Annotated in this window: 19 protein-coding genes and 1 pseudogene; 7 read left to right on the top strand and 13 right to left on the bottom strand. The window is 64.7% G+C overall.

Annotated features, from left to right (window positions below):
* Positions 1 to 104, bottom strand: a pseudogene (locus tag BLQ71_RS26110) (IS5/IS1182 family transposase); the annotation flags it as partial.
* Between the two features lie 62 nt (positions 105 to 166).
* Complete coding sequence (locus BLQ71_RS20390; RefSeq protein WP_074623057.1) at positions 167 to 1,459, bottom strand: tyrosine-type recombinase/integrase; 1,293 nt, start codon at positions 1,457 to 1,459, stop codon at positions 167 to 169.
* Between the two features lie 372 nt (positions 1,460 to 1,831).
* Here BLQ71_RS20390 and BLQ71_RS20400 point away from each other — a divergent pair, with 372 nt between their 5' ends.
* Both BLQ71_RS20400 and BLQ71_RS20405 read left to right on the top strand, forming a co-directional pair.
* Positions 1,832 to 3,895 (top strand): DUF4214 domain-containing protein, encoded by a 2,064-nt coding sequence (locus BLQ71_RS20400; RefSeq protein ID WP_083342320.1) that lies wholly within the window; start codon positions 1,832 to 1,834, stop codon positions 3,893 to 3,895.
* Positions 3,896 to 4,005: 110 nt separating this feature from the next.
* Positions 4,006 to 4,467, top strand: a complete 462-nt coding sequence (locus BLQ71_RS20405) for an NUDIX hydrolase (RefSeq protein WP_043140995.1) — start codon at positions 4,006 to 4,008, stop codon at positions 4,465 to 4,467.
* A 41-nt stretch (positions 4,468 to 4,508) separates the two neighbouring features.
* Here the strand turns inward: BLQ71_RS20405 and BLQ71_RS20410 are convergent, their stop codons facing one another.
* Positions 4,509 to 5,849 carry a cytochrome-c peroxidase gene (locus tag BLQ71_RS20410; protein ID WP_083342321.1) on the bottom strand — a complete coding sequence of 447 codons (1,341 nt, stop codon included), beginning with the start codon at positions 5,847 to 5,849 and terminating at the stop codon, positions 4,509 to 4,511.
* A 213-nt stretch (positions 5,850 to 6,062) separates the two neighbouring features.
* The gene (locus tag BLQ71_RS20415; RefSeq protein WP_074623060.1) at positions 6,063 to 6,557 is read right to left on the bottom strand and encodes a flavin reductase family protein; all 495 of its coding nucleotides are present in this window, start codon (positions 6,555 to 6,557) and stop codon (positions 6,063 to 6,065) included.
* A 343-nt stretch (positions 6,558 to 6,900) separates the two neighbouring features.
* On the opposite strand from BLQ71_RS20415, the gene BLQ71_RS26115 reads away from it, so the two are divergent.
* The 4 genes from BLQ71_RS26115 to BLQ71_RS20435 all read left to right on the top strand — a co-directional run bounded on the left by BLQ71_RS26115 (position 6,901) and on the right by BLQ71_RS20435 (position 16,085).
* Entirely contained in the window at positions 6,901 to 11,286 is a 4,386-nt protein-coding gene (locus BLQ71_RS26115) for an Ig-like domain-containing protein (RefSeq protein WP_074623061.1), read from the top strand.
* Positions 11,287 to 11,373: 87 nt separating this feature from the next.
* Positions 11,374 to 12,690: a TolC family protein gene (locus tag BLQ71_RS20425; protein WP_229754942.1), complete on the top strand. Its 1,317-nt coding sequence runs from the start codon at positions 11,374 to 11,376 to the stop codon at positions 12,688 to 12,690.
* Positions 12,691 to 12,707: 17 nt separating this feature from the next.
* Positions 12,708 to 14,903 carry an ATP-binding cassette domain-containing protein gene (locus BLQ71_RS20430; RefSeq protein WP_074623117.1) on the top strand — a complete coding sequence of 732 codons (2,196 nt, stop codon included), beginning with the start codon at positions 12,708 to 12,710 and terminating at the stop codon, positions 14,901 to 14,903.
* Positions 14,904 to 16,085, top strand: coding sequence for an HlyD family type I secretion periplasmic adaptor subunit (locus BLQ71_RS20435; RefSeq protein WP_074623063.1), 1,182 nt, complete (start codon positions 14,904 to 14,906; stop codon positions 16,083 to 16,085). It abuts the gene before it with no gap.
* 168 nt (positions 16,086 to 16,253) lie between these two features.
* On the opposite strand, the gene dtd is transcribed toward BLQ71_RS20435, so the two are convergent.
* The 3 genes from dtd to BLQ71_RS20450 all read right to left on the bottom strand — a co-directional run bounded on the left by dtd (position 16,254) and on the right by BLQ71_RS20450 (position 18,860).
* Positions 16,254 to 16,697 (bottom strand): D-aminoacyl-tRNA deacylase, encoded by a 444-nt coding sequence (gene dtd / locus BLQ71_RS20440; RefSeq protein WP_074623064.1) that lies wholly within the window; start codon positions 16,695 to 16,697, stop codon positions 16,254 to 16,256.
* Positions 16,694 to 17,593 carry a carbohydrate kinase family protein gene (locus BLQ71_RS20445; RefSeq protein ID WP_074623065.1) on the bottom strand — a complete coding sequence of 300 codons (900 nt, stop codon included), beginning with the start codon at positions 17,591 to 17,593 and terminating at the stop codon, positions 16,694 to 16,696. The genes dtd and BLQ71_RS20445 overlap by 4 nt, the downstream gene beginning before the upstream one ends.
* Before the next feature lie 115 nt (positions 17,594 to 17,708).
* Positions 17,709 to 18,860, bottom strand: coding sequence for a TFIIB-type zinc finger domain-containing protein (locus tag BLQ71_RS20450; RefSeq protein WP_223306193.1), 1,152 nt, complete (start codon positions 18,858 to 18,860; stop codon positions 17,709 to 17,711).
* Positions 18,861 to 19,003: 143 nt separating this feature from the next.
* Here BLQ71_RS20450 and BLQ71_RS20455 point away from each other — a divergent pair, with 143 nt between their 5' ends.
* Entirely contained in the window at positions 19,004 to 19,537 is a 534-nt protein-coding gene (locus BLQ71_RS20455; RefSeq protein WP_088702477.1) for a hypothetical protein, read from the top strand.
* Between the two features lie 13 nt (positions 19,538 to 19,550).
* Here the strand turns inward: BLQ71_RS20455 and BLQ71_RS20460 are convergent, their stop codons facing one another.
* From BLQ71_RS20460 to BLQ71_RS20485, 6 genes are all read right to left on the bottom strand, one after another.
* Positions 19,551 to 20,141 carry a DUF3228 family protein gene (locus tag BLQ71_RS20460; protein WP_043141009.1) on the bottom strand — a complete coding sequence of 197 codons (591 nt, stop codon included), beginning with the start codon at positions 20,139 to 20,141 and terminating at the stop codon, positions 19,551 to 19,553.
* Between the two features lie 73 nt (positions 20,142 to 20,214).
* Entirely contained in the window at positions 20,215 to 21,342 is a 1,128-nt protein-coding gene (locus tag BLQ71_RS20465) for an SPFH domain-containing protein (protein WP_043141011.1), read from the bottom strand.
* A gap of 15 nt (positions 21,343 to 21,357) precedes the next feature.
* The gene (locus BLQ71_RS20470; RefSeq protein ID WP_043141014.1) at positions 21,358 to 22,326 is read right to left on the bottom strand and encodes a DUF2927 domain-containing protein; all 969 of its coding nucleotides are present in this window, start codon (positions 22,324 to 22,326) and stop codon (positions 21,358 to 21,360) included.
* A gap of 8 nt (positions 22,327 to 22,334) precedes the next feature.
* Positions 22,335 to 23,516: a toxic anion resistance protein gene (locus BLQ71_RS20475; protein WP_043141016.1), complete on the bottom strand. Its 1,182-nt coding sequence runs from the start codon at positions 23,514 to 23,516 to the stop codon at positions 22,335 to 22,337.
* Positions 23,517 to 23,537: 21 nt separating this feature from the next.
* Positions 23,538 to 24,440, bottom strand: a complete 903-nt coding sequence (locus BLQ71_RS20480) for a 5-bromo-4-chloroindolyl phosphate hydrolysis family protein (protein ID WP_074623066.1) — start codon at positions 24,438 to 24,440, stop codon at positions 23,538 to 23,540.
* Positions 24,441 to 24,632: 192 nt separating this feature from the next.
* Positions 24,633 to 25,475 (bottom strand): hypothetical protein, encoded by an 843-nt coding sequence (locus BLQ71_RS20485; RefSeq protein ID WP_083342322.1) that lies wholly within the window; start codon positions 25,473 to 25,475, stop codon positions 24,633 to 24,635.
* Between the last annotated feature and the right edge of the window lie 13 nt (positions 25,476 to 25,488).

A 25,488-nucleotide genomic window follows, 5' to 3' on the forward strand; every position in this document is an offset into this window, starting at 1 on the left:
CTCAGGACACGCCGGTCATCAACCCTGGGCTTGCCGTGCGACTTAGGGAAGTAAGGCTCCAGACGCGCCATCTGCGCATCGCTCAACCAGAAAAGATCAGACATGTTCACCGCTCATTTTCGAACGGTGAATCATGCTCGCCCAACCAAATCAATGGGTCCTGACCCTAGCCAATCCTCACCACATCAGCCCCAACCCGGTCCTTCCCGGTCAGGTAATCTGCCCAAGCCGTCATCATCGCACGGCGTTTTTCAACCATGTCCCCGCGCCGGTAAGACGCCTCCACGGCATTGCTCACCTTGTGCGCCAAGGCCACCTCGGCCATGTCACCAGGGAAATGCGTGCGCTCGGCCACCCAATCGCGGAAGGTGCTGCGCAGCCCGTGCGGTGCCGCCGGGCGTTTGCTTACCCGGTCCACGAAACCCGGCCCACCTGCATCAACGTCAGCCTTGTGCAGCCGTTTCATGGCCGCGCTCAGGGTCATGTCGGACATTTCGCCTCCACGCGGCGCCGGAAAAACCAGCGGGTTATCCTCGAAACGCGGCAGAGCCTCCAAGAGCGCCACGGCCTCGGGCGTCAACGGCACGCGGTGCTCCCGATCCATCTTCATGCGCGCCGCCGGAATGACCCAAAGCCCCGCGTCCAGGTCGATTTCCTCCCAGACAGCGCCGCGCACCTCTTTGGAGCGGGAAGCGGTCAGGGCGGCAAATTCCAAGGCGCGTGCGCCCGTGCCATCGCGTTTTCGCAGCGCTGCAAGCCAGCGCGGCGCTTCGTCGATCTGCACAGCCGGTTGATTGTCCTGTTTCGCCACCTTCGCGGCGGCGGGCAGAAGCTCTTTGAGGTTTCCAGCCCAACGGGCGGGATTATCGCCAGAGCGGTGCCCGGCCACTGTGGCCCATGACAGTACGCTTTCAATCCGTCCGCGCAGGCGGGATGCGGTTTCGGTCTTGCTCTGCCAGATCGGTTCAAGAACGCGCAAAACATCCTGCACCGTGATTTCATCCACCAGCATTTTGCCAAGTTCAGGCATGGCGTAGGTCTGCAAGGTGTTCTGCCATTGCTGGCGATGCTTGGCGTTCTTGAAGGCGTCCAGCTTCGCCGCAAGGTATTTGTCGGTTGCATCCGCAAAGGTCAGCCCGCGCCGCTGCGCCGCCGCCAGTGCGGCCTGCGCTGCCTTGCGTTCCTCCACAGGGTCGATGCCCTGCCGGATCTTGTCCTTGGCTTCCCGTGCGCGTTCACGGGCTTGCGCAAGGGTTACATCGGGAAAGCCGCCCAAGCCGATTTCGCGGCGCTTGCCTCCCACGGATACCCGCAGCAGCCATGTGCGCCCGCCGTTCGGGGTGATTTGCAGGTTGAGGCCCGATACCCCACCCACGGCAAAGAGCGCGTTGCTTCCCCTTCCGGGGTGCTGCAACCTTTTTACATCTAGTGCAGACAGTTCCTTGGCAACACGCGGCAAAGGGCCGACTCCAACTTACCCACCTAAAAAGAGTGCGATTTCTTGCGACGGATTGCAAAGTTTGGCGGGTTGGAATCGCAAATTTTCTCCGTACAAGTCTGTATTGAAACGACGAATTGCGGCGGGGTCCGAAAAGTCGCAACCTAACTCTGGCGGTTCCTCGGTCCGCCACTTCCCCCGCCTAGCCCGCTCAACGCGGCACTGGCAGCGGGGAGGTCCCATGCCAGCCACTCTCTCCACTACCAGACATAGCAGACGTCGAACCCTACCAAGCGCACCATCTGTCGCACTTTGGCGTCAGTTCCGCCGTTGTCCGGAACGCACATTTGACCTAGCGTGCCCGCGAATTTGCGTCGCACTGGTAGCCTTCTGATGAGTAACACTTTTTCGGCCTCTTCGCAGGTGAAAGCCGGCACGGCCGCCATGCAATCAGCCGCTCAGCCCTTGCCCGATCTTGTCCTTGCGGATGGCTATGTCGCCGTCGAGGGAGAGGTCGGCCCAACCGGCGGGATGATCTTTCACGGTGATTTCCTGCACTCGGGCGGAACCATCGCGAACCAGGGGGATGCCGACGCGCCGCCCTTTACCTTTGGCATCTACCTGTCGACCGACCCAGAGGTGACAGTTGATGATCTGCTGATCGGATCCTGGACCTATACCGGCTATCAGAACGTCATCGACACCTACCACTTCGAGCATTTCACCGGCCCGCCGATCGAGATCGACTATGATGCCTTGGGCCTGCAGCCGGGAACCTACTATATCGCCCTCCTGGCCGACCCGGAGAACGAGATCGCCGAGTCGGACGAAACCAACAACGCCTCGACCCCGCGTGAGGTGACGGTTCACGAAGACCAGCGGATCACGGATTTCTATGTCGACCTGTCCTTCCTGGCGGGGGACCAGGCTGGGCCGCTTGATTTCGTCGTCTTCGGTGGCAACCTGGGCGACCGCCCGATGCAGGCTTTCGAACTGCGGGTCTATGCCTCGGGTGAGGACAGGATGTCACCCGACGCTGCCGAGGTGGCCGTTCTGCCAGGAGAGGTCGGCGGCGCGCAGATCTATCCCTTCACGTTTTCGCCCGACCAGTTCCGGTCATTCACCGCCGACCTCTATCTGTTCGGGTGGATCGTGCCAGGACCGTTCGAGGAGATCATCGACAACAACCTGACAGAGGGGCATTACGTTCAGCACAACTATCACACCGAAGGCACGCGCATGTTCGGCGATGCCGATGACGAGTACCTGATCGGTTCGGCGTCCGGCAATTACATGAACGGGGCTGCGGGCGACGACCTTGTGACCGGTATGGCCGGGACTGACGTGCTGGTCGGCGGGGCAGGGGCCGATGTCCTGCGCGGGGGGCTCGATCGCGACTACCTGATCGGGGATGAGCGTGGCCTTTACGGGATCGAGATCTCTGCCCAGATCTATCGCCTGTACCTTGCGGTTTTCGGACGAGAGCCGGATGCGAACGGGCACCAGGAATGGCTGACCCGCGTGGCGTCGGGCGCCATGACCCACGAGGCGATCGCCGAAGCTTTCATGGGGTCGCGCGAGTTTCGCGACACCTACGGCGACATGGATGACCTCGATTTTGTCGGGTTGCTCTATCTCAACGTCTTCAACCGGGTGCCAACCGAAGAGGATGCCCAGGCCTGGGTGGAGCGGATGGAGGCCGGAATGTCGCGGACGGCGGTGGTCCGGCATTTCGCCGAAAGCCCAGAACATGTGACCCGCACGGAGGCGGCGCAGGCGGTCTTCGACGAATTCCACGATCCGACAACCTGGGCGGATGATGTCTATCGCCTGTATCGCGCGGTCTTTGACCGTGACCCGGACTACGGTGGTTTCTCGGGCTGGGTCGAGAAACTGTCCAACGGTTGGGATTTCGGCGGAACAGTCGCCTTCTTCGTCGGATCGGCAGAGTTCCAGGCCACCTATGGCGACACCACGGACGCAGAGTTCGTGACTCTACTTTACAACAACGTGCTGGACCGAAACCCCGATCCCGGCGGTTTTGCGACCTGGGTCGGGCTGCTGGAAGACGGGGCCAGCCGCGTCGCTGTGGTCCGGCATTTCATGGACAGCCCGGAATTCGTGGAAAACACCGGCCCGGCGCTGCTGGACTTCATGCTTGGCTATGGCGCCGACGACCGGTTGATCCCCGAAGGCGGCGGCGGGGTTCTGTCCGGCGGCCTGTTTTCGGACACCTTCGTGTTCCAATACGAACAGGGCGGGCAGCACTGGATCACCGACTGGGAAAGCTGGGACAGGATTGAACTGGTCGGGTTCGATTATGCTGACAGCGCCGAGGCGCTGAGCCATGTCACGCAAGAGGGGGAGGACGCGGTCTTTTACGACAATGGGGTGAGGATCATCCTCATGGATCGTGACGTGGACAGCCTGACCGAGGATATGTTCACCCTGCTTTAGGGGTGGTTCCGGGCGCGCCGAGATGCGATGCCTGCGGGTGAAGGATTTTTCAGACGGGCGGTCGGCGAGGGGAGACGCAGGGCCGCCCAGTATTTCAGGAGGAGGCACCCGTGCCGGGACAAGGCGAGCAGATAGCCGCCCTGCCGATGCGCAGGGACGCCAAGGACCAGGTCAAGGTCCTTATGGTGACATCACGCGATACCGGACGCTGGGTGATGCCCAAGGGCTGGCAGATGGATGGCAAGAAACCCTGGCGTGCGGCAGAGATCGAGGCACTGGAAGAGGCGGGCGCTAAGGGCCATGTCGGGACCGAGATGATCGGCACATACAGCTATGGCAAGGTCATGGACGATGGCAGCGTCGTGCCCTGCACGGTCGAGGTCTACCCGATGTTTGTGGAAAAGCTGCTGCGTGACTGGAAAGAGCGCAAGGAACGCAAGCGCAAGTGGTTCACCCCCAAGGCGGCGGCACAGCGCGTCGACGAAGGGGACCTGGCCGAATTGTTGCTGCGGCTTCAGAAGAAGCCGCACAAGGAGCCCGCCATCCGCAAGCTGATCGACCGCATGGATTGAATGCGGTCGATGGACCGCGGTCCATTCGGGGCCAAGGGGCGTCAGTCCACCGGCAGTCCGCTGGGCACCGTGTCTGGCCGGCCCATCGGGCGTTTCTCTGCGGTTTCGCCGGTCAATGCGTTCAGAAAGGCCTCGAGCGCGTCGATATCCGCCTCGACCATGTCGACCGGGGAAATATCGAGGTAGGCGACCTGCTGCGCGGTTTCCAGCATGTCGCCGACAAGGGTGAAGTCGCGATCGTTCAGCCAGGCCACGTCCGGCAGGCGGGCCATGCCGGGGGTCCATTCGTTGCGGGCGGTCAGCGGGTCGCACATGTGGCGGATCATGGCGCGCAGCGTGGGATAGGCGCCGTTGTGCCCATAGGGCGCGGTCAGGGCCACATTGCGCAGCGAGGGCGTGCGGAACTTGTAGGCGTCCTCTGGGTTGCGGGTGGTTTCCATCCGTCCCAGGTCATGCGGCATGGTGTCTTCGCCAAAGGGCCGGCCCGGCCCGAACTGCGGGATGCCCACGGCGTAGAAATTCTGATCGGTAAAGCGTGGCCCGTTGTGGCAGCCGGAACAGCCCGCGTCCCCGAAAAAGAGCTGCCGCCCACGCTCTGCCTCGGGTGAAAGCGGCGTGCCCTCGGTCAACCACTTGTCGTAGGGGCTGTCATGGCTTTGCCATTCGGTCCCGATGAAGGCGGCGATGGCATTCACGATCTCGACGATGGTGATGTCGTCGGGATCGTGCACATCGGGATAGGTTGCCTTGAACAGGCGCTGGTATTCCGGCACCTCGCGCACACGGTCGGCCAGCATGGCCCAACCCAGGTCGATGCGTTCGGCAAAGGCGGCGCTGACCGGGTTTTCGTCCGGGTGCCCGGCCATTTCTGTCGGAGAGCTGATCGGGAACAGGGCCTGCGCCGCCAGCAAAGAGTTCAGCCCGGCGGGCGTGTATTCCTTGGCCGGTGTCTTGAATGCGACATAGCCTGCGCCGATCCGTTCGACCCGACCGTCATGGAACATCTCGCGCACCTCGCTATGTCCGAGGTTCCAAAGCGCGGGCGCGTTGCGGGGCACCCGTTCGGCGATCCGGTGGGTGCCCTCGCCCGGGGTCCGGTCGGGGCCCAGCCCGGTGCCGCCTTCGCCGATGCCCAGGCTGATGCCGTCGGCGCCGTGCAGGCTGTGGTGATGGCAGGTCGCGCAGCTGATGTTCTGGTTGCCGGACAGGATCTTGTCATAGAACAGCAGGCGGCCAAGCTGGGCCTCCTGGGCGTCGAAATCCAGAAAGTCCTGCGCCAGGATCGCATCTGCCCGCGAGGGCGTGGGCATCAAGGTGGCCAGGGTGATCAACAGGGCAGGGGCCCAAAAGCCGGGGAAAGAGCGATAAAATCTGAGGATCATGACGAACCTGTCTTTTGAAATGCCGAGTGCGTCAGCGGATAACAAAACTGTGAGCAATCCGGGGCCACTTGGCAAGCTTTGGAAAAGACAGAAATTTCCAGATCCCGCTTTCGCTAGGGGAAACAAAGGGTTTCCGTAGCGGAAATCGTTCCCGATCCGGGCCGTGACGCCGAATTTTCCCGTCAACGCGGTTTCTTGCGGCGTTCCGGGCGATCAGTCGGCGGAAAAGCTGCCGTAGCGCCCGCCCTGAAACAAGAGCGGAGCACCTTCGCGGGAGCTGACCCGTTCCACATGGCCCAGCAGGATCGAGTGGTCGCCGCCGTCATGCGCTGCCACCTGACGGCACTCGAAACGTGCCAGGCAGCCCTCGATCAGGGGGACACCTGACGCGCTCCGGCGCCAGTCGAAGGCGTCGAAGGCATCGCCGTCGCGGGCGAATGCGCGGCAGAGATCGAATTGGTCGGCGCCCATGACATGTATCGCGAACCGATCTGCCGCCATGAAGAACGGGTAACGCGACGAGGATTTCGCCGGAGCCCAGAGCACCAGTGGCGGTTCCAGGGAAACCGAGGAAAAGCTGTTGGCGGTGATGCCAAGCGGTCCGGTCGTCGTGGCGCAGGTGATAACTGTCACCCCGGTGCCGAAACGGCCCAGGGCATCGCGGAAAGCGCGGCCATCGGTCTGTGCGGGATCGAAGTCTTGCGTCATCTGGCTCGTATCGCAGCCGGGTCCACCTTGGCCGAGGGTGGAGAACCGGGCATCCTTTCCTTGCTGGCCGTCGGCACCATCCTAGATGCGCGCCGCCCGGTCCACCCCGTTTCCAGCCGGGAAGGAGGGATGGACAAGCGCAATCGCACCCTGTTGGTGGGCGCCACATTTTTGTCACAGCTCATGGCAGATATGGCGCATGGCGCCGCAGTTTCCCCCTCATATCGGGCAAATCGGGAAATTCTCTGTAGCGAAAGCGATAAAATTAGGTTATTTCGCGATGAGAAATAACAAGCCCGCCATACAAAAAATCAGGCGGGCACAGAGGTAGAGCGGTGTGATTATGAACGCGATTAAATTCGTGACCCGTACCCGTGCGGGCATTTTGGAACGTGGTGAAGTCAACAGCGACGGTCAAGGTTACCTGATCGACGCAACCGGCGGCCAGGAAATTTCCCTCAACATCAGTCAATCGGATGTGCGCGGCTACGATCGGACCGCGAATGACCTGCTGATCACCCTGGCCGATGGCCGCGTGATCGTGCTCGAAAATTACTTCGACGGCGGTGACGCGGGCGGCAAGCTGTATCTGAGTGCCTACGGGACCTTGAACGAAGTCACTTTCGTCGAGGCCGAGGGCGGGGCGCTTTTTGCCCAGTACGGCCCGACCGAGGAATGGGGCAAGTGGAGCCCGACAGACGCGCTCATCTTTATCGACGAACCGACCGTTGTTGCAGAGGCGCCGGTCCCCGTGGACGAGGGTAACGAGGTCAGCATGCTGGCCGCTGGCCTGATCGGCATGGGTGGCCTCGGCGCCGCAGGCCTGGGCGCGGCCGCGCTGGGCGGTGCCGCGCTGCTGGGTGGCGGAGACGGCGACAGTGGCGGCGGCGGTGGCGGCGGGGGGCTTGGCTGGACCCCGCCCACCGTGGATGACCCGGACGCGGATTATACCATCGACGGCGGCGATACGCCCAGTCTCACCATCACCGGCACGGCCAACCCCGGTTCAATCATCGAGATCACTATCGGCGGGATCACCGTCACCGGCGAGGCCGATGAGGACGGCATCTGGAAGATCGTCTTCGAAGGTGACAATTTCCCACCCGATGGCAGCTATGCGGACATTCCCGTCAAGGTCACGGACCCGGACGGGACCGTGACTTACCTCGATGGTCCCTCTTTCGTGATCGACACCACGCCGCCGCCGGTCGACGTGACCGACGGAACCGTCTCCACCGGCGATCTCGTCAACGACGACGACCATCAGGACGGTGTCACCGTGACCGGCGAGGGCGAGCCCGGCTCGACCATCACGATCACAGTGGACGACACCACGCAGACCACGGTTGTCGACGAGAACGGCAACTGGTTCTTCGACTTCTCCTCGGCGGTCTTCCCTACGGGCACCTACGGCAAGGACATCACCCTTGTTGCCACCGATGATTTCGGCAACAGCACCACGGTCTACGACGTGGTGCAGGTGGACACCGAAAACACCATCAAGCTGACCAACCTGCCGTTGACCGGCGACAACGTTATTTCCGGGGGAGAGGTCGCCGCAGGCGTGACCTTCACCGGCACGACCGACGCGGGATCGACCGTCACCGTGACCGTCGATGGCGTGACCCACAGCACAACCGCCGATGCCGATGGCAACTGGAGCGTGACATTCGCCCAGGGAGACCTGGCCACAGGCACCTATTCCGCCACGGCGCAGATCGTCTCGACCGACCCGGCGGGCAATGTCGTCACGACGAGCCATGATTTCGACGTGGACACCGAGACCGCCGTCACCGTGAACACGGCAATTGTCGGTGGGGATGGGGTCATCAACGCGGGCGAGGCCGACGCAGGTGTCGCCGTGACAGGCACGGCAGAGCCGGGCGCCACGGTTGTCGTCTCGACCAATGGCGAAAGCTATACGACCACGGCCACCGCAACCGGTGGCTGGTCGGTCGACATCCCCTCTGTCAGCCTGCCGCGCGGCACGATGGCGCTTGAGATCAGCGCCACGGCCACGGACCTGGCCGGCAATACCATGACCGCGACCGGCAGCGTCGATATCGACACCGAACTGGCGCTGACGCTCGACACTTCGACCATCGCGGTGGACGGTATCGTCAACAGCACCGAACACGCGGGCATGATCTCCTTTTCCGGCACGGGCGAGCCGGGCGCGACGGTCACACTGGAACTGTATGGCGAGACGGCCACCGCCGTCGTCGGCGCCGATGGCACCTGGTCCATGCCCTTTCCGGCCAGCGTCCTGCCGACAAATGCGGGGCAGGCCGACAGCATCGCGGTCCTGGCCACCGTCACCTCGACCGACCCGGCGGGCAACATGGCCTTCGCCTCGGGCGGGTTCGAGATCGACGTGACCAACCATGTCGAGGTTTACACGGCTTCCGTCGAAGGCGACGGGGTGGTGAATGCCGCCGAGCGTGCCGATGGTGTGCTGTTGACCGGTTACACCGAAGCAACGGGCGCGGGCTCCTCCGTCACCGTCACGGTAAACGGCACTTCCTATGACGCGACGATCAACTTCGACGGCACCTGGTCCGTAGTCCTGCCGGCGACAGAGATCCCGGAAGGCGAGACCTCGCTTGACGTTCTGGCGACCTCCATCGATGGAGCGGGCAATGTGGTCACGGCCACCGGCACCATCGCCATCGACACGACAACCAATGTCGCGGTCATGACCAGCGGCGTCGAGGGCGACGGCGTGGTCAATGCCGCCGAACGCAGCGACGGCGTGACCCTGACCGGCACCGCCGAACCGGGCAGCACCGTCATGGTGACGCTGGGTGCGGTGACTCACCAAGCCACCGTGGCGGCCAGTGGCAGCTGGACCGTCGATTTCGCCGCGGCCGAGATCCCGGCAGGCGAACGCACGCTGGACGTCACCGCGACCTCGACCGATCCGGCGGGCAACACTGCCACCGCGAATGGCAGCATCGATGTCGATACACTCGTGCGCAACTTTGCCATCACATCCACCCCGGGCGGGGTGGATGCGGTCATCAACGCCGACGAGGCGGCGCAGGGCCTTGTCCTGACGGGCACGACGGAACCGGGCGGCAGCGTGCGCATCACGCTGAACGGCCACACCGTGCAGGCCTCGGTGGACGCGGGCGGCAACTGGACCGCCAGCTTTGACCCCGCGCAGCTGCCCAGCGGCGAGCAGACCGTCACGCTGACGGCAGTCTCGACCGATCCGGCCGGCAATACCGAGACCATCACCCAGCCCGTCACCATCGACACCGATGCGGGCACGCTGACCATCAGCCCCGACCCGGTCGAGGGGGACGATGTGGTGAACCTGGTCGAGGCCTCGGACGGGGTGACGATCAAGGGCACCTCGGACCCGGGCCAGGTGGTGAACGTGACGCTGAACGGCGTCACGCACGCGGTGCAGACCGATCCCTCGGGCAACTGGTCGCTGGACTTCGCCCCCGGAGAAATCGCACCGGGCACCTATACCGCCGATATTTCCGCCACCATCACCGACAGCGCGGGCAACACCCTGACCCGTACCGACAGCGTCCAGGTCGATACCGAGGTGCTGAACTTTGCCGCCTCCGGTGCGCCGGTCGAGGGCGACAATGTCATCAACGCCGACGAGGCCAGCGACGGCTTTGTCCTGACCGGCACGACAGAGCCGGGCGGCACCGTCTCCGTCACCTTCGAAGGGGTCACCCGTGACGCCACGGTCGATGCCTCCGGCAACTGGAGCGTCGGATTTCAGGCCGGGGACATTCCCGCCGGAGAAAAGGCCACCTCTGCGGTGATCGACACCACGGATGCGGCGGGCAACACGGCAACGACCTCGGTCGCTTTCGACATCGACACAGAGGTCAACCTGCTGGCCATGTCCTCGGACCCGGTCACGCCGGATGGCGTCATCAACGCGGCAGAGGCCCGCCAGGGCGTCACCCTGACCGGCGTGGTCGAGCAGGGGTCGAGCGTCTCGGTTACCGTGGGTGGCATGGTGCATGTGGCCACGGTCGATGCCTCGGGCAATTGGTCGGTGGACATACCGTCCTCGGCCATTCCCACAGGCACGCTATCTGCCCCGGTCCTGATCGAGGCCGTGGACGCCGCGGGCAACACCCGCGCCATCACGGAAACGCTGAGCGTGGATACCGATGCACCCGGCACTCTGAACTGGACCGGCTATGGCCGCGACGGATCCGGGGTGGACCTGATCCGGACCGAGATCACCGAGGACGATGTTTTCCTTGGCCAGCTGAGCGATCCTTCGGGAACGCCGGATGTGACGGCGGTTTCCATCGATGCCAGCACGGATATCGAGGCGATCGGCCAGACCTACATCGACCTCGACGGGTCGGTGGCGGATGGCACGCACCTGGTGCTGGCCTCGACCGATGCGGCGGGCAACACCTCCGGGTCCTACCTCGTCACCGACGATCCCCTGACCAACACGGTGCTGATGTCCGACGACATCGCAGAGGCCCTGTCCGACTTCCAGATCGACACCATCGACCTGCACTTCGCCGAGGACAGCAACCTCACCATCACCGAGGCGCAGATCAAGGCGCTGTCGGAGAACAGCGACACGGTCACCATCCGGGGCGGATCTGACGACAGCGTGACAATCACCGGAGCCACCGCCGAGGGCAACGACGGCAACGGGTTCAACGTCTTCAGCCTTGGCGACGCGACCCTGCTGATCGAGGATGACATCACCCAGATCCACGGCGTCACCTGACCCGATCAAGACCGTCCGCAGGCCCGGCGCAGAACCGGGCCGCGGATCCCGCTTCATAACCATAATCGCGCCGAGACGGGGGCACACATGAGGATAGGCAGGCACGGCCTGGGCATGATCGTGGTGGCGGTCGCGCTCTCGGGCTGCATGAAGGACATGGGCGTGGTGTCCCGTTTCGCAGGTGGCTCCAATCCGCCAGCGGAGGAAACCGTTGCGCGCGCGGCCAATGCGCCGCGCCCTGATCCCGCGCAGGCCGCACCTGTCATCCATGCCCTGTCTCTGCGTGACACGGTGGTTGAGCCGGGCACGCCCTATGCCAGCGTCGCAAACGCGGTCATCGCCTCGGACAACCGGGTGGCGGCTGCGGAACTGCATGTGGCGCAGCTGCGGGCAGATGCGGCCAAATACAACTGGCTGCCGGCCATTGGGCCGCGCATTTCGTTGAACTCGCTGGGCGATTTTGTGGCCGACCTGGTCATCAACCAGGTGCTCTTCGACAATGGACGCAAGAAGGCGGAGCGTGACCTGGCCAAGGCGCATGTGGAACTGGCCGCCGTCAAGCTGGTCGAAGACGGCAACGACCGCGTGGACGACGCGCTGAAACTCTATATCCGGGCCGAGGAAAACCGCGAACTGGCCGCGCACCTGGAACTGGCGCTCAAGGATATGACCCATTTCGAGTGGATCATGAACGAAAGGGTGCGGGGCGGTGTCTCGGACATGTCCGACCTCAATATCCTGCGACAGAAGCTTGCCAGCATCCGCGCCCGGCGGGGCGAGGCGCTGGAAACCGCGCGCACCGCGCTGGAAGAGCTCGACGCGATGGCGGGGCGCCCGCTGACAGAGGTGCGAGGTCTTGGTGGGCTGCGCGATGCCTCGGGCGGGGCAGCGCTGGGCGTGCTCAGGGCGCAGGTCGAACGTGACATCGCCGTGGCCGAGGCGAAAATCGCCCGCGCAAGCCATCTGCCCAGTCTCGTGGCCAGCGGCTCGGTTGGTGACAGCGGGCGGCTGGGCAGTCTCGACGTCGGGTCGGATTCGCTGTTTTCGCTGGGCACCGTGTCGGACCTGCGGGCCATCGAAGCCAGCAAGGAGGCCGCCGAGCGCCGGATCGGTGAAGCCCGCGAAACCGCGGATCGCGCCATCCGCAGCCAGTCCAGCCAACTGGCCGCCTATACGCGCCAGGCCAAGGAGGCAGAGCTGCTGACCCGGCAGGCCAAGCAGAACCTCGACCTGTTCCAGCGCCAGTACGACGGCGGCCAGAGGCAGGTCATGGACGTGGTCGGCGTCTACGAGACCTATGCCGCCGCGCTGGAGACGGCCATAGAGCTGAAATACAAGGCCGCGCGCGCCGAACTGGAACTGGCCCGCCTGCGCGGGGCCCTGGCCGAAGGGGCGCAGATGTGAGCAAGGGCATGTTCGAGATGGCGGGGAAGGCCGGCAAGGCGATGTTGCGCGCCGTGCCCGCCGGGGCCGCCGCCAATGCCGCCCGCCGCGCCCCTCGTCATACCGACCGCGCCCGCGCCCGAGCCACGCTGGTCCGCGTGCTGGCCGGGCGGCTTGGGGTCGAGCCCAGGCTCTCGGACATTCTCGAAGCCCTGTCGCCCCGTGCCGGATCGGGCGACAGCTATGATGCCGGGGCGCTGCTGGCGGGCCTGCAGGCCGCCGGGCTGATCGCCCATGTCGAAACGCCGGACAGCCTTGTGCCCGGTTTGTGGCCCGCGCTGGCACTGATGACCAATGGCCAGGCGGTGCTGGTGCTCTCGCAAGAGGGCCACAGCCTGACCATCTACGACGAAACCGCCGCCTCGCGCCGGTCCGAGGTATCGCTGGGGGAATTCGGCTCGGTCTTTGCCGGGCAACTCCTGCAGGCCGAGGCGCCGGTGCAGGCCCTGTCCGAGGTCCATGCCGCGACCGACCGGCAGGCGCATTGGTTCTGGGGCCAGTTCGCGCGCTTTCGCAAGCATTTCGCCGAGGTCGCGCTGGGGTCCTTCGTGGCGAATATCCTCGCGGTTTCGGTCGCCCTGTTCTCGTTACAGGTCTATGATCGGGTGATCCCGCACCAGTCCGAGGCGACGCTCTGGGTGCTGGCCGCGGGCGCCGTGATCGCTTTGCTGCTGGAGGCCCTGCTCAAGGTCTCTCGCTCGCAACTCCTCGACGGGGCGGGGCGCCAGATCGAGATGGGCGTCCAGGGCCTGTTGATGAGCCGCCTGCTGGGGATGCGGTCGGACCTGCCGGGGCGCTCGCCCTCGCAACTGTTTGCCGCCGTGCGCGAGTTCGGCTCGGTGCGTGAGTTCTTTACCGCCTCGACCGTGGGGGCGCTGGCGGACATCCCCTTCATCTTCGTCTTTCTCCTGCTTGTCTGGTCCATCGCGGGCAGCGTCGTCTGGGTCCTGATCGCGGGCGGCCTGTTGATGGTCATTCCCGGTTTCTTCCTTCAGAAACGCATGATCCGCCTGACACAGGAAATGCAGGGCGCCAGTGCCCGGCAATCGCGCCTGCTGCAAGAGGCGGTGGTCGAACTGGACACGATCAAGACCCAGCGTGCCGAGGATCGCTTTGCCCGCGTCTGGGAGGAACTGACCGCCGTTCAGGCGCTGAAATCCTCGGATCAACGCCGTCTGGCCGCCACGCTGACCTTCTGGAGCCAGGGGGTGCAACAGGCCACCTATGTCGGTGCGGTCATCACCGGAACTTATCTCGTCTTTGCCGGGGAATTCACCGTCGGCTCGATCATCGCGGTGGGCATCCTGTCGTCGCGAACGCTGGCGCCGCTGACGCAGCTTGCGGGCATCCTGGCCCGCTGGGGCAACGTCAAGGCGGCGCTCGACGGGCTGGACGGGATCGCCAATGTGCCCCAGGACCGCGCCGAGGCCCGCCATTACCTGCGCCGCGAACGCCTGCAGGGGCAGTACGAACTGCGCGAGGCCAGCTATCGCTACGATCCCGAAAGTGCCGCAGTGCTGGACCTGGACAAGCTGACGATCCAGCCGGGCCAGACCATCGCGGTACTGGGCGCCAACGGGTCCGGCAAGTCGACACTGCTCAAGCTGTTGTCCGGTCTCTACGCGCCCGCCAGCGGCAAGATCCTGATCGATGGCACGGAAATGGCCCAGATCGAGCCGCGCGACCTGCGTCGGTCCATCGGCTACCTGGGGCAGGAGGTCCGGCTGTTTCACGGCACGCTGCGCGACAACCTCAATCTCAGCCTGCTGGAACGCGACGACGACCGCCTGCTGGAGGCGCTGGATTTTGCCGGGCTGGGGCAATTCGTGAAATCGCATCCCAAGGGGCTGGACCTCGATATTCGTGACGGCGGCGAGGGCCTGTCGGTGGGGCAGCGTCAATCCATCGGCTGGGCGCGGCTTTGGCTTCAGGACCCCGATGTCTGCCTGCTGGACGAACCCACGGCCGCGTTGGACCAGACGCTGGAAAAGACGCTGATCTCGCGGCTGGAGTCCTGGCTGGAGGGGCGCACGGCGGTGATCGCGACGCATCGCGTGCCGATCCTCAGCCTCGCCTCGCGCACGTTGATCCTGGCGAATGGCCGCATGGCGATCGACGGGCCGCGCGACCAGGTGCTGGATCACCTGCGCACCGTCCAGACGGGGAGCGCGTAAATGGCAACCACGGCAACCAATCTTTCCGCGCAACTGTCGAAGGACATCAAGGGGCCATCGCTGACGATCTGGCTTTGCGCCGGGTCGGTCTGGGCCTTCATCATCTGGGCCAACTTTGCCTGGCTGGACGAAATCGTCCGGGGCGATGGCGAAATCATCTCGTCCTCGCGTCCGCAGATCATCCAGAACCTCGAAGGCGGTATCCTGTCCGAGCTGATGGTCAAGGAAGGCGATGAGGTCCTGCGTGGCGATGTGCTGGCGCGGCTGCACGGGACACAATTCAGATCCTTGGTCGATGACCTGCAGGACCAGATTACCGCGCTGGAAATCCGCCGCCTGCGGCTGGAGGCCGAACTGCAGGGCGCCTCGGTGGTCGAGGTGCCGCGCGACCTGGCGCAGCGGTCACCGCAGATGGTCGCTTCGGAACAGGCGCTGCTGGCTGCGCGGCAATCGGACTACTTCAAACGACGGCAGGGCGCGGACAGGGTGCTGGAACAGGCGGCCTCGGAGCTGAAGCTGATGGAGGACCTGCTGGACAAGAAGGTGGTCGCCCTGATCGAGGTGACCCGGGCCCGCAAGGCGCATGCGGATGCTCAGAAAGCCTATGACGAGATCGTCACCCAGACCGAACTGGTCCGGGCCGAGGAATACTCGGAAACGCTCAAGGAACTGGCGACACTGCAGCAGAACCTCAAGGCCTCGCAGGATCAGTTGGACCGGACGGTATTGACCTCGCCCATGCATGGTATCGTCAATAAGCTGTCGGTCACGACCATCGGCGGCGTCGTGCGCCCGGGCGAGGAGATCATGCAGATCATCCCCGTCGACGAAGACCTGTACGTCGAGGCCAAGGTGCGGCCGCAGGACATCGCGGGCATCCGACCGGGGCAGGAGGCGACGATCAAGCTGACCGCCTATGACTACACGATCTACGGCACGCTGAAGGGCCGCGTTTCGGTGATCTCGGCCGATACCTTCAAGGACGAGCGCCGCCCCGAATCGGAGCCGCATTACAAGGTCACGGTACGGGTGGACATGTCGGCCCTGACCGACCGCCAGGTGGCGATGGAAATTCGCCCCGGCATGCAGGCGCAGGCCGAGCTGCACACGGGGCAGAAAACCGTCCTGCAATACCTGCTGAAACCGCTCTACAAGTCGCGCGAAGCCTTCCGCGAACCGTGATCCGAAGGGGCCGCCTGCGGCGGCGCTTTGTCTCTCGCCCGCCGCCTTCGGCTCTGGGCTCGGAGTCTTTCGGGTATTTGCGCCAAGAAGAAGCCCAAGGACGCGCCATGTGTTTCTTCTTGGTTCAAATACTCCCGGGGGTGCGGGGGCTGGCCCCCGCATGGCGACCTATCCGTCCGAATCCATCCAGATGGTCACTGGCCCATCGTTGACGAGGCTCACAGCCATGTCGGCGCCGAAACGGCCCGTGGCAACGGGCAGGCTCTGCGCCTGTAGCGCGCTGGCGAAATACTCGTAGAGCCTTTCTCCCTCGGCGGGCGGTGCGGCGGTGGAAAAGCCGGGGCGGTTGCCGCGCGACGTGTCGGCAGCAAGTGTGAACTGGCTGACCACCAGCGCAGCGCCCCCGATGTCGAGGAGAGATCGGTTCATGCGCCCCTCGTCGTCCTTGAAGATGCGCAGCTTGGCAATCTTGGCGGCGAGCTTGTCGGCCTCTGCCTCGGCATCGCCCTGCATGGCGCAGATCAGCACCAGCATACCCTGGCCGATTTCTCCGATGGTGGCGCCGCCGACATCGACCTGGGCCGAGGTGACGCGCTGGATCAGGGCCCTCACAGCTCGGCCTCCCAGGGGGGATTGGCGCCCGCGCGGCTGACGGTGACGGCTGCGGCGCGGACGCCCAGGTCCGCAGCCTTGGCGAGATCGGTGCCCCAGGCTGCGGCCAGGGCGGGGCGGGTCAGCAGACCGGCCCGATGCAGGCCGGCAAGGAAGCCTGCGTTGAAGGTGTCGCCAGCGCCCACGGTGTCGACCACCTCGACTTTTTGTGCCGGGACGCGTGTCTCGCCCTCGCGGGTGACGACATCGACCCCCTCGGCGCCGCGCGTGACCAGCACCACCGCGGTTCCTTCGCGCAGCAATGTGCCGGGGTCGGTGCCGAGCCAGTCCATGTCCTCGTCCGAGAGCTTGACGATATCGGCACGGGACAGCATCCGCGCCAGGCGCGCGCGATAGGCGGTTTCGTCGGTGATGAAGCCGGGACGGATGTTCGGATCGATCATCACGACACGGTCGCCCGCACCGGCGCAGAGCGTGGCGTAGCTGTTGGCCTGCGGCTCCGAGACAAGGCTGATGCCGCCGAAGAAGAGCGCCTCTGTGCCAAGGCCGAGGTCCGGCAATTCTGGCTCCGACAGCATCCGCCCGGCGGTGTTCTCGTCGTAGAAGGCGTATTGCGCCTGCCCGTTCGTGAGGGTGACGAAGGCCAGCGTGGTCGGCCGGGACGAGCGGGGGCAGAGGCTGTAGTCGACCTGCGAGGCGGCCAGGGCCTCGGCCAGGATCTGGCCGAAGAGATCCTGCGACAGCCCGCCAAGATAGCCGGAGGGCGCACCAAGCCGGCCCAGGGCGATGGCCGTGTTGAAGACCGCCCCGCCCGCATAGGGCGCAAAGGCCTGTTCCCCTGTGCCCGTCTCGCGGGGCAACATGTCGATCAGTGCTTCGCCGCAGCAGAGGATCATGGGCGCTCTCCCTGTTTTTTGTTTGCGCTAACTATACCGCAGTACGGCCCTGGTCAAAGCCCGAGCGGCGTAGAAAGTGGAAGCGTTCGGTCCGCCAGGGGCAAGGCGCTGCGATTTACTGGTTCACGGCGATCAGGTAGCCGATGCCGCCGGCGACGATCAGGCCCAGCACCACGGCAAAGGTGATTTTCCAGACCGACCAGGGGCGTTCGCCGCGCACCCGGCCCGACCGGCCGTTGACCACGAACCGATAGCTTTGGCCGCGGTACTTGTAGGCGGCCATCCAGACCGGCAGCAGGACGTGCTTGAAGGTGATGTCGCGCATCTCGGTGTCGATGTTGTGCACGCGCTGGCGGTCTCCGCCGATGTCGAATTTCACGTCGCGGTGAATCTGCTGGTCCATCTTGACCTTGGCCTCGGCGAAACCTTCGTCGAGGTCGACCTGGTAGCCTTCGGCCCGGAAACCGGCCAGGAATTCCGGCCTGTAAGGCTCCATCGCCGAGAGATCCCAAGGCTCCAGCGCGTCGGTGTACCGTTTTGGCAGGGCCTTTGAGGCCAGCACCAGAACGTCGTCGAAGAAGCGTTTGACCCGGCCAGACACGCGGGTCCAGCGGATCTTTTGCACGCGCTCGGTTTCCATCTTGCCGTCGCGCATGACCTGCCGGGTCTCGTAGTAGACGGTGCCGCGCTCGCCGCGATAGTCCGAGCTCGTGTCGGCATCGAAGGTCCAGAAGGGGACGTAGATGCCGGTCAGCTTGCGTCCCTTGCGGGCGTATTCCTGCAAGCCGTTGGGCGCGAACCAGAGCTTGCCCAGCCATTCGTTCATCGCATCGTGTGCAGCGCGTTCGTCCAGTGCGAAGGGCAGCAGCCCGCGCGGCTTGATGTGCCGGTGCGTGCCGGTGTCGGTGACGACGGGCGTGGCGCAAAACGGGCATTCGGCGGAATGGACGTCGGGATCGAATTCCACCTGCGCGGCGCAGTTCGGGCAGGTCGAAACCCGGGTTTCCTCCATCTCCTGCAAGGGCAGGAGATTGTTCATCGCGGCTTGGAAATCGAGTTCGCGGATGCCGCCCTCCCAGGGGCCGGTGGCGACATCGACCTCGGACGTGTTGCCGCAGTGTTCGCAGACCAACATGCCCCTGTCCGGGTCGAACCGGAAATCGGCGCCGCACTGGTCACAGGGAAAGCGGTGCTCGTCCGTGGCGTCCTTGGACGAGGCCGGTGGCGGCGGGGCGTCGGAGGGGGGAGGTGGGGGCAGATCACTCATGTCGAAAAAGGCATCAAGCTGTGGCGTTTGTCCGCATCCTTGCGCGGATTGGTCCCCGGGGAAAGGGAAAATCCCGGTTGCCTGCACTTGGCGCTGCCCGACGCGGAGGCTAGCGTGGCGGCAGCTGGCAAGGGAGCGTTCGAATGATGCGAGGTCTGGTCCTGGGATTTGTGTGGCTGGCGGGGGCCGCCCTGGCAGAGCCCGTGACCTATGCCTTTGAATGGACCGGCGGTGGCGGCTACTCGGTCAAGGGCGCGCTGCAATATGACAGCGCCGCCATCAGTGGCCCCTTCGTCCTTGCGCAGGATCTGAGCTGTTTCGTGATCGAGGGCAGCAAGGAGGGAGAGCCGGTGGGCCGCTGGGCGCTAACCATGCTGAACGAGGAAACCAGCTGGCGGCTGCATTTCGACCCTGCGTCGGCTAGTTTCCTTGTGGACGGCGAAGGCATCTGGATGCCCCAGGCCTGGAATATGAACGGCGAGGGGAATGACTGCGGCCAGGACGGGTTCGGCTTCAACATCGGCAACGCCGCGCAGGACATCTGCGTCGACAACCGGTTGATCTTTGAAAGCCAGGTGGCACCGGGCGAGCCCTTTCCGGCGATCAGGGTCGAGGGGTTCGACTTTCCCGGCGATGCCTGCAATGCTCCGCCGATGCTGAGCCTGCTGACGCGGTGACACCCGCGGGTCGTCAGGTGTCTTCGGGTGGCCTGACGGCGGCGTGACGATCCCAAAAGGCAACGGCCCTGGCATAGGCGTCGGGGTCGATCTCTTGCCCCGACCCGCCGGCCGCGCGCCCCAGGGCGTTGCGCCATTGCGTGATCGGTGGCATCGGTGGCTCGACCGGTTCCAGAGTGCCTATGATAGAGACCACGCCCCAGTCACAATCGGGAACGCCCTGTTCCTCTGGGTAGTCGGCGGCCTCGGCCACCAGTTGCGCGTGGCTATAGAGGATCACATCCAGCCAGCGCGCCACGGGCGCCTCGCCTTCGAACCAGCGTTCCAGAACCGCCATTTCGCCCTCACGGCGTGCGGCGTAGCCGCTGCGCAGCAGGTGGGCGTTCTCCGGGGTGATGGGGGCAAAGCCGCAACGGGTGGGGGTGTCGTTTTCAAGGAACAGGTGTTTGCAGAAAGGGGCATAGCCATCGGCCAGCGCCGCGCCTCCCGCAATGGCGGCGTTGCATCGGTCGGTCAGCTCTTCGGGTGAGATACCCTCGATCAGCGTGCCGCTGGCGCGCGGCTGCCAGTTGCGGCGCGCGAAATCGGTCATGGCGATCTGCATGGGGCGTCCTTGCTCTGCGATGTCTGTGGGCGCGAGGTCCCGGGGCAAGCCCGGGACGGGGGCACGCAGTCGCTTACATCGGCGGCGGCGGTGGCGGCATGACGGTGAAGAGCTGTGCAAGCTCCGGCACCTCTCCGGCCCGTTTCCAACCGTCCTGCCCCTGGGTCCAGGCATGGGTTTCGCGGGTCAATTCACCGCTGGCGACCATCTTGCCCAGGTCCGCCTTGGAGTAGGGGCCGGAAGTCTGCCCGTTCTTGGCCAGGTGCCAGACATGTTCGACCGGCGGTGGCGGCGGCGCCATCGGCGCAGCGGCGGGCTGCGGGCGTCCCTGCTGCTGGGGCGCTGCGCCCCAGGGGCCTTGCTGGCCCATCGCATTGGCCATCTGCATCCCCATGCCGGCGCCGAAGCCCATGCCCATCGACTGGTCCATCGCGCCGCCCTGGCCCATTGCCTCGGCGGCCTTCCATTTCATGTGGTCGTCGAGGTTGCCCGCGATCCCGCGCGAAGTCCGCGCATCCAGCGCCTTTTCCACGGCTTCGGGCAGCGAGATGTTCTCGATGTAGAGCTCGGCCAGTTCAAGCCCGTACTGGTGGATCACCGGGTCGATGGCCTTGCGGATCAACTCGGCGACCTCGCCGGTATTGGCGGCCATGTCCAGCACCGGGATTCCGCTGGCAGAGATGTCCTTGGAAAACTCCTGCACGATGATGTTGCGGATCTGGAAACTGATCTCGTCCATCGTGAATTCGCCGTCGGTGCCGACGATTTCGGTCATGAAGAGCGCGGGGTCGGCCACCTTGATCGAATAGGTGCCAAAGGCCCGGATACGGGTCGGCCCGAATTCCGGGTCGCGCAGCATGATCGGGTTCTTGGTGCCCCACTTGAGGTTGGTGAAGCGGTTGGTGTTGACGAAATAGACCTCGGACTTGAACGGCGACTGGAACGCATGGTCCCAGTGCTGCAGCGAGGTCATGATCGGCATGTTGTTGGTCTCGAGCATGTAGAGACCGGGGGTGAAGACATCCGCAAGCTGGCCCTCGTGGACAAAGACCGCGGCCTGGCCTTCGCGCACCGTCAGCTTGGCGCCGTACTTGATTTCGTGGCCTTCACGTTCGAACCGCCAGACCATCGTGTCGCGGGTGTCGTCCGTCCAGTGGATGACGTCGATGAACTGTCCCGAAAGGAAATCCCAGATGCCCATGTTACTCTCCCTAAATCAGCTTGGGCCCGTGGTGCCCATCAATTCTGCGGCTTTCTTCTGCACGATCGGCAGTGCCTCTTCGGCACTCATCCCCGGTTTCAGACGCGGGTCGTAGAGGATTTTCAGCAGCATCTCGTCATGGCCCGTCAGCAGCGCGAATTCATCGTCGTCGTTGAAGATGGACGGTCGGGCGCGGGGGCTGTCATTGCCCAAGCCCATGCCCTGTGCCAGTTCCTCGTGGATGCAGGATCGGCGCAAGAGCGGCGGATGTTCCGACCGGATCACCGCGATGGCGGTGCCATAGTCATAGCCGCCCGGGCTGCGCGAGAAGGCGACCACGACGCAGTGGATGCCGCGCGGCAGGTTGTCGAAGATGCGCAACGCGGTCGGGTTCACGTCCGGCACGATCTCGCGGATGCGCGGGGCGATCAGGCCGGCGTCGTCCTCGGACATGAACAGGACGTGGTAATTGGGGTTGCGGTCGACCATCGAGATCGGATGCCCGGTGACCCGCGACAGGCGTGCCGCGAACGAGGCAACCTGCGCGCGAGACTCCGCGATCTGATCCTTGGGGACGCCGGGGCCGAACTCGGTGGTCATGCGGACCGGGATCGTCCATTTCTTGATCGCGCTGGGCGCGCCGGACGACGGCCGCAGGCCGGCGCCGCGTTCGTATTCCTCTTCGAGCGCGATGGCCGCGAAGTTCCGGACCAGCATCGTGTCGGTAAAGGCCGTGTCCGGCCCGCCGCCATCGGTACGCAGGAGGCCGCGCGCCAGGAGATCGTTCTGCACGCGGCCATAGTATTGCGTCAGGGCTCGGCTGGCGCGCGAGGGCTCTGCAGCCGGCTTTTCGGCGGGGGCCAGCGTTGCCGGCCGTGCCGCCGGTTTGACCCCCGTCTTGCGCGGCGCAAGATCAGAGCCGACACACCCCGACAGGATCAGGGCAGCCGAAAGTGCCAATGCTGTTTTCAGGCCGCCCTTCATGGTCTTCCTCAGCCCGGAACCGATCCGGCCGCTTCGCGCCGGGACTTGGCAGAGGCAAGCGTATCGCGCAGTTCGTGCTCCATCTTCTGCAGTTCCTCCTCGGCCTTGGCGCGGCGCGCCTTGCCCTCGTCGGCGATCTGCAGGCTGTCCTCGATGGTGGCGATCAGGTCGGCGTTGGCCTGCTTGACGGCCTCGATGTCGAAGACGCCGCGCTCCATCTCTTCGCGGATCATCTTGTTGCTGTCGCGCAGGTTGGCGGCGTTCGAGGTCAGCAGTTCGTTGGTCAGGTCATTGGCGTCGCGCACGGCGGCGGCCGCCTGTTTCGACCGCTGGATCGTCAGCGCCTGCGCCAGCTGGGTTTCCCAGAGCGGCACGGTGTTGACGAGGGTCGAGTTGATCTTGGTGACCAGCGACTTGTCGTTTTCCTGCACCAGCCGGATCGAGGGCAGCGACTGCATGGTGACCTGGCGGGTCAGCTTGAGATCATGCACCCGGCGTTCCAGGTCGTCGCGGGCGCCGCGCAGGTCACGCAGTTCCTGCGCCTTCATCACCTGTTCGCCCTCGGGTGCGGCCTGCACCTCGGCCTCCTTGGCGGGGATCACGGTGGTGTCGAGTTCCTCGATCTTGGCCTCGCCAGCCGAGATATACAGGGCCAGCTCATCGTAGAACTGCAGGGTCTTTTCATACAGCAGGTCGAGCGACTTGATGTCCTTGAGCAGGACATGCTCGTGCTTCAGCAGGTCGTCAGTGACCTTGTCGATCTGGCCCTGCACGGTCTCGAAACGGGCGGTGAATTTGGCGAAGGGCGCGGCGCGGCCCAACAGTTTCTCCCACCAGCTGCGCTCGCGGCGCACGTCCAGCTCGGACACGGAAAAACCGCGGATCGTGGTGACGATGTTGCGCAGCGAGTCGCCCGCCGGACCCACGTCCTTGTTGCGCACGTCGGTCAGCATGGCCTGGCTGATTTCCTGCAGTTCGGCCTGGGCGGCAGAGCCGAAGGAGACGATGGAATTGGTATCCGCCATGTCGAGTTCGTCCATCCGCGAGCGGATCTCGCCGCTGACCTCGGCGGGTGCATCCTTGAGCGGCACGACGGCGTTTGCCTCGACCGGATCGGGCAGAACAACGGCGTTCACCTCGTCGACCAAGGCCACGGTCTTTTCGGCTTCCTGACGTATGTTTTCAGACATGGGATCCCCCGTTCAATAAATTCATCTTGGTTCGAGATGGACGCCTTCGCGTTGCAGGCGGTCGCGCAGCACCTCGATTTCCACGTTCAAGTCTTCGTTGTTGTCCGCCAGCAGCTTGTCGATCTTCTTGTCGAAGCTTTCTTCGAGATCGGTCAGCAGCATCATGTAATCGCTGCGGGCATCGCGGTCCTGCTGGCGGGAAAAGATGTCCGCGAATTTCACTGTCGCGTCACGCGCACCCATCAGGTAGACGCCCAGGAACTTGCGCGCACCGGTCAGGTCGCGGGGATCTTCCTCGACCGTGCGGATCATCTCGCGCACCTTGACGGTAAAGCGGTCCACCCGCGCCTCGACCTGGCGGTCCCCGGCGCGTTTCACGGCGTCGGTCATGGCGTTGAGATAGCTTTCCGCCTCGTCCACGACCCTGGCGACGCGATCCTGGGTGAAGGTGTCGATCCCCTCCATCCCCTTGTCTTTCAGCGGGTCGATGCCAAAGGCTCCAATGTGCAGAACGCCTGCGGCGCCGCCGAAAATCAGCGGAGCGACCAGGCCGGGTTCCGACCGCCATGCGGCGATGCCGGCCCCGATACCACAGAGCACGGCGGCGAAAATCTTGCGGGGGATGGCCGGGCGTCGGGCGATCTTGCGTTCGTGGTAGGCGGATTCGGCGATCAGCCCGTCACGCAAGAGCCAGGCGCCCAACAGCAGCGCCGCCGCACCGGCAAGGCCTGCGGCCATGCCGATGGCACCGTCATTGATCGACAGGATCGCCAGAATGACGCCGGGAATGAACAGGACATTTGACCGCGCGCCCGCGGGCGAGACCCGGGCTCCGTGGTAGGCCGGGCGGTCCTCGTGCGGCCGGTCGTCGGGGCCGTCCGAAGACCCGTCGGGGCTGAATTTTCCGCCGAACTTTCGGGCCATGCGATCAAAGCCCTCCCAGCCAGCCGGTCGCCACTCCGAAAAGCAGCACGATCAGCAGGACGTAGCTCACCTTCTGCAAGGCGTTTCCAGACATCGCACTCCCCGGGTATCGGCGCTTTTATCGCGCCTTTCCAAGGCGGAACTTAAGGGCAAAAAGCGGCGCTTGCTAGGGGGAAGTCCCGGAGCGCCACGTCAGGCCGCGGATTCCCGGGGCATCCTGTCGATCAGCTGGTCGGCCTGCCTTTCAAATGCGTCGCGGGCGCTCCGAATGCCGTTTTGCATGGCAAAGCTTTCAAAGCTGTCGGTCATGATATCGAGCTTGGCAAGAAACCGCCGCCGGGCAAAGACGTGGCCCTGCGCATTCCAGGCCGCCTCGAGTCGGTCGGTTTCCTGTTCCATGATCTCCACGACCCTGCGCGCGGGCCGATCAAGCCGCTCGGCTGTCCGGGGATCGCCCGAGATCTGCCGCATCGGGGTCAGCACCAGCCGGCGTGCGGCCTCGACCTTGAGCGTCAGCGTGGCATCGTCCAGCGCGGCAACGCGATCAGCCAGCGAGGCAAGGGCCGCTTCGACACTGTCCAGGGCCGCCTCGCGCCGTGCCCGTCCCGAACTCTTGTTGCGCATCGGGTCCGGACCGAAAGCGGAAAGGGCCAGCCCGGCGGCCAAGACCCCGGTCAGCGCCGGAATCCACAGGTTGTCGTACTTGTGTCCGGCGAGGATCAGCACGACGAGGCCGATCAAGATGGACCCGATCACCTTGCGAGGCACCCGCGGGGCACGCGCAACCTCGGCATGGTCGTAGTCATGATGAATCTGCTGCCCGGCCGCGATCAGGCGCAGCGCCAGCGAGTAGACCCAGAGCAGGGCAATCGCTGTGGCAATGCCGGCAAAGGAATCCTGGAAGACCCAGAGCAAAAGGGGGAAGGCGGCCAGAAAGAGGAAGTTCAGACCGGATTCGATCTGCGTCCTTTCGACGGCCAGACCGTCAGTGCCCTCGTCAGGGGCGGATTCCGCGGTATCGTGGATATGGTCCATCCGCCCCGGCGCC

Origin of the sequence: Antarctobacter albus, assembly GCF_900101505.1 — a bacterium.
Taxonomy (GTDB): Bacteria; Pseudomonadota; Alphaproteobacteria; order Rhodobacterales; family Rhodobacteraceae; genus Antarctobacter; species Antarctobacter albus.

Coding starts and splice junctions, on each gene's coding strand:
- BLQ71_RS20400 (WP_083342320.1), top strand. CDS start 1,832: ATGAGTAACACTTTTTCGGCCTCTTCGCAGGTGAAAGCCGGCACGGCC.
- BLQ71_RS20410 (WP_083342321.1), bottom strand. CDS start 5,849: ATGATCCTCAGATTTTATCGCTCTTTCCCCGGCTTTTGGGCCCCTGCC.
- BLQ71_RS20415 (WP_074623060.1), bottom strand. CDS start 6,557: ATGACGCAAGACTTCGATCCCGCACAGACCGATGGCCGCGCTTTCCGC.
- BLQ71_RS26115 (WP_074623061.1), top strand. CDS start 6,901: ATGAACGCGATTAAATTCGTGACCCGTACCCGTGCGGGCATTTTGGAA.
- BLQ71_RS20425 (WP_229754942.1), top strand. CDS start 11,374: ATGAGGATAGGCAGGCACGGCCTGGGCATGATCGTGGTGGCGGTCGCG.
- BLQ71_RS20430 (WP_074623117.1), top strand. CDS start 12,708: ATGGCGGGGAAGGCCGGCAAGGCGATGTTGCGCGCCGTGCCCGCCGGG.
- BLQ71_RS20435 (WP_074623063.1), top strand. CDS start 14,904: ATGGCAACCACGGCAACCAATCTTTCCGCGCAACTGTCGAAGGACATC.
- BLQ71_RS20445 (WP_074623065.1), bottom strand. CDS start 17,593: ATGATCCTCTGCTGCGGCGAAGCACTGATCGACATGTTGCCCCGCGAG.
- BLQ71_RS20450 (WP_223306193.1), bottom strand. CDS start 18,860: ATGAGTGATCTGCCCCCACCTCCCCCCTCCGACGCCCCGCCGCCACCG.
- BLQ71_RS20455 (WP_088702477.1), top strand. CDS start 19,004: ATGATGCGAGGTCTGGTCCTGGGATTTGTGTGGCTGGCGGGGGCCGCC.
- BLQ71_RS20460 (WP_043141009.1), bottom strand. CDS start 20,141: ATGCAGATCGCCATGACCGATTTCGCGCGCCGCAACTGGCAGCCGCGC.
- BLQ71_RS20465 (WP_043141011.1), bottom strand. CDS start 21,342: ATGGGCATCTGGGATTTCCTTTCGGGACAGTTCATCGACGTCATCCAC.
- BLQ71_RS20470 (WP_043141014.1), bottom strand. CDS start 22,326: ATGAAGGGCGGCCTGAAAACAGCATTGGCACTTTCGGCTGCCCTGATC.
- BLQ71_RS20475 (WP_043141016.1), bottom strand. CDS start 23,516: ATGTCTGAAAACATACGTCAGGAAGCCGAAAAGACCGTGGCCTTGGTC.
- BLQ71_RS20480 (WP_074623066.1), bottom strand. CDS start 24,440: ATGGCCCGAAAGTTCGGCGGAAAATTCAGCCCCGACGGGTCTTCGGAC.
- BLQ71_RS20485 (WP_083342322.1), bottom strand. CDS start 25,475: ATGGACCATATCCACGATACCGCGGAATCCGCCCCTGACGAGGGCACT.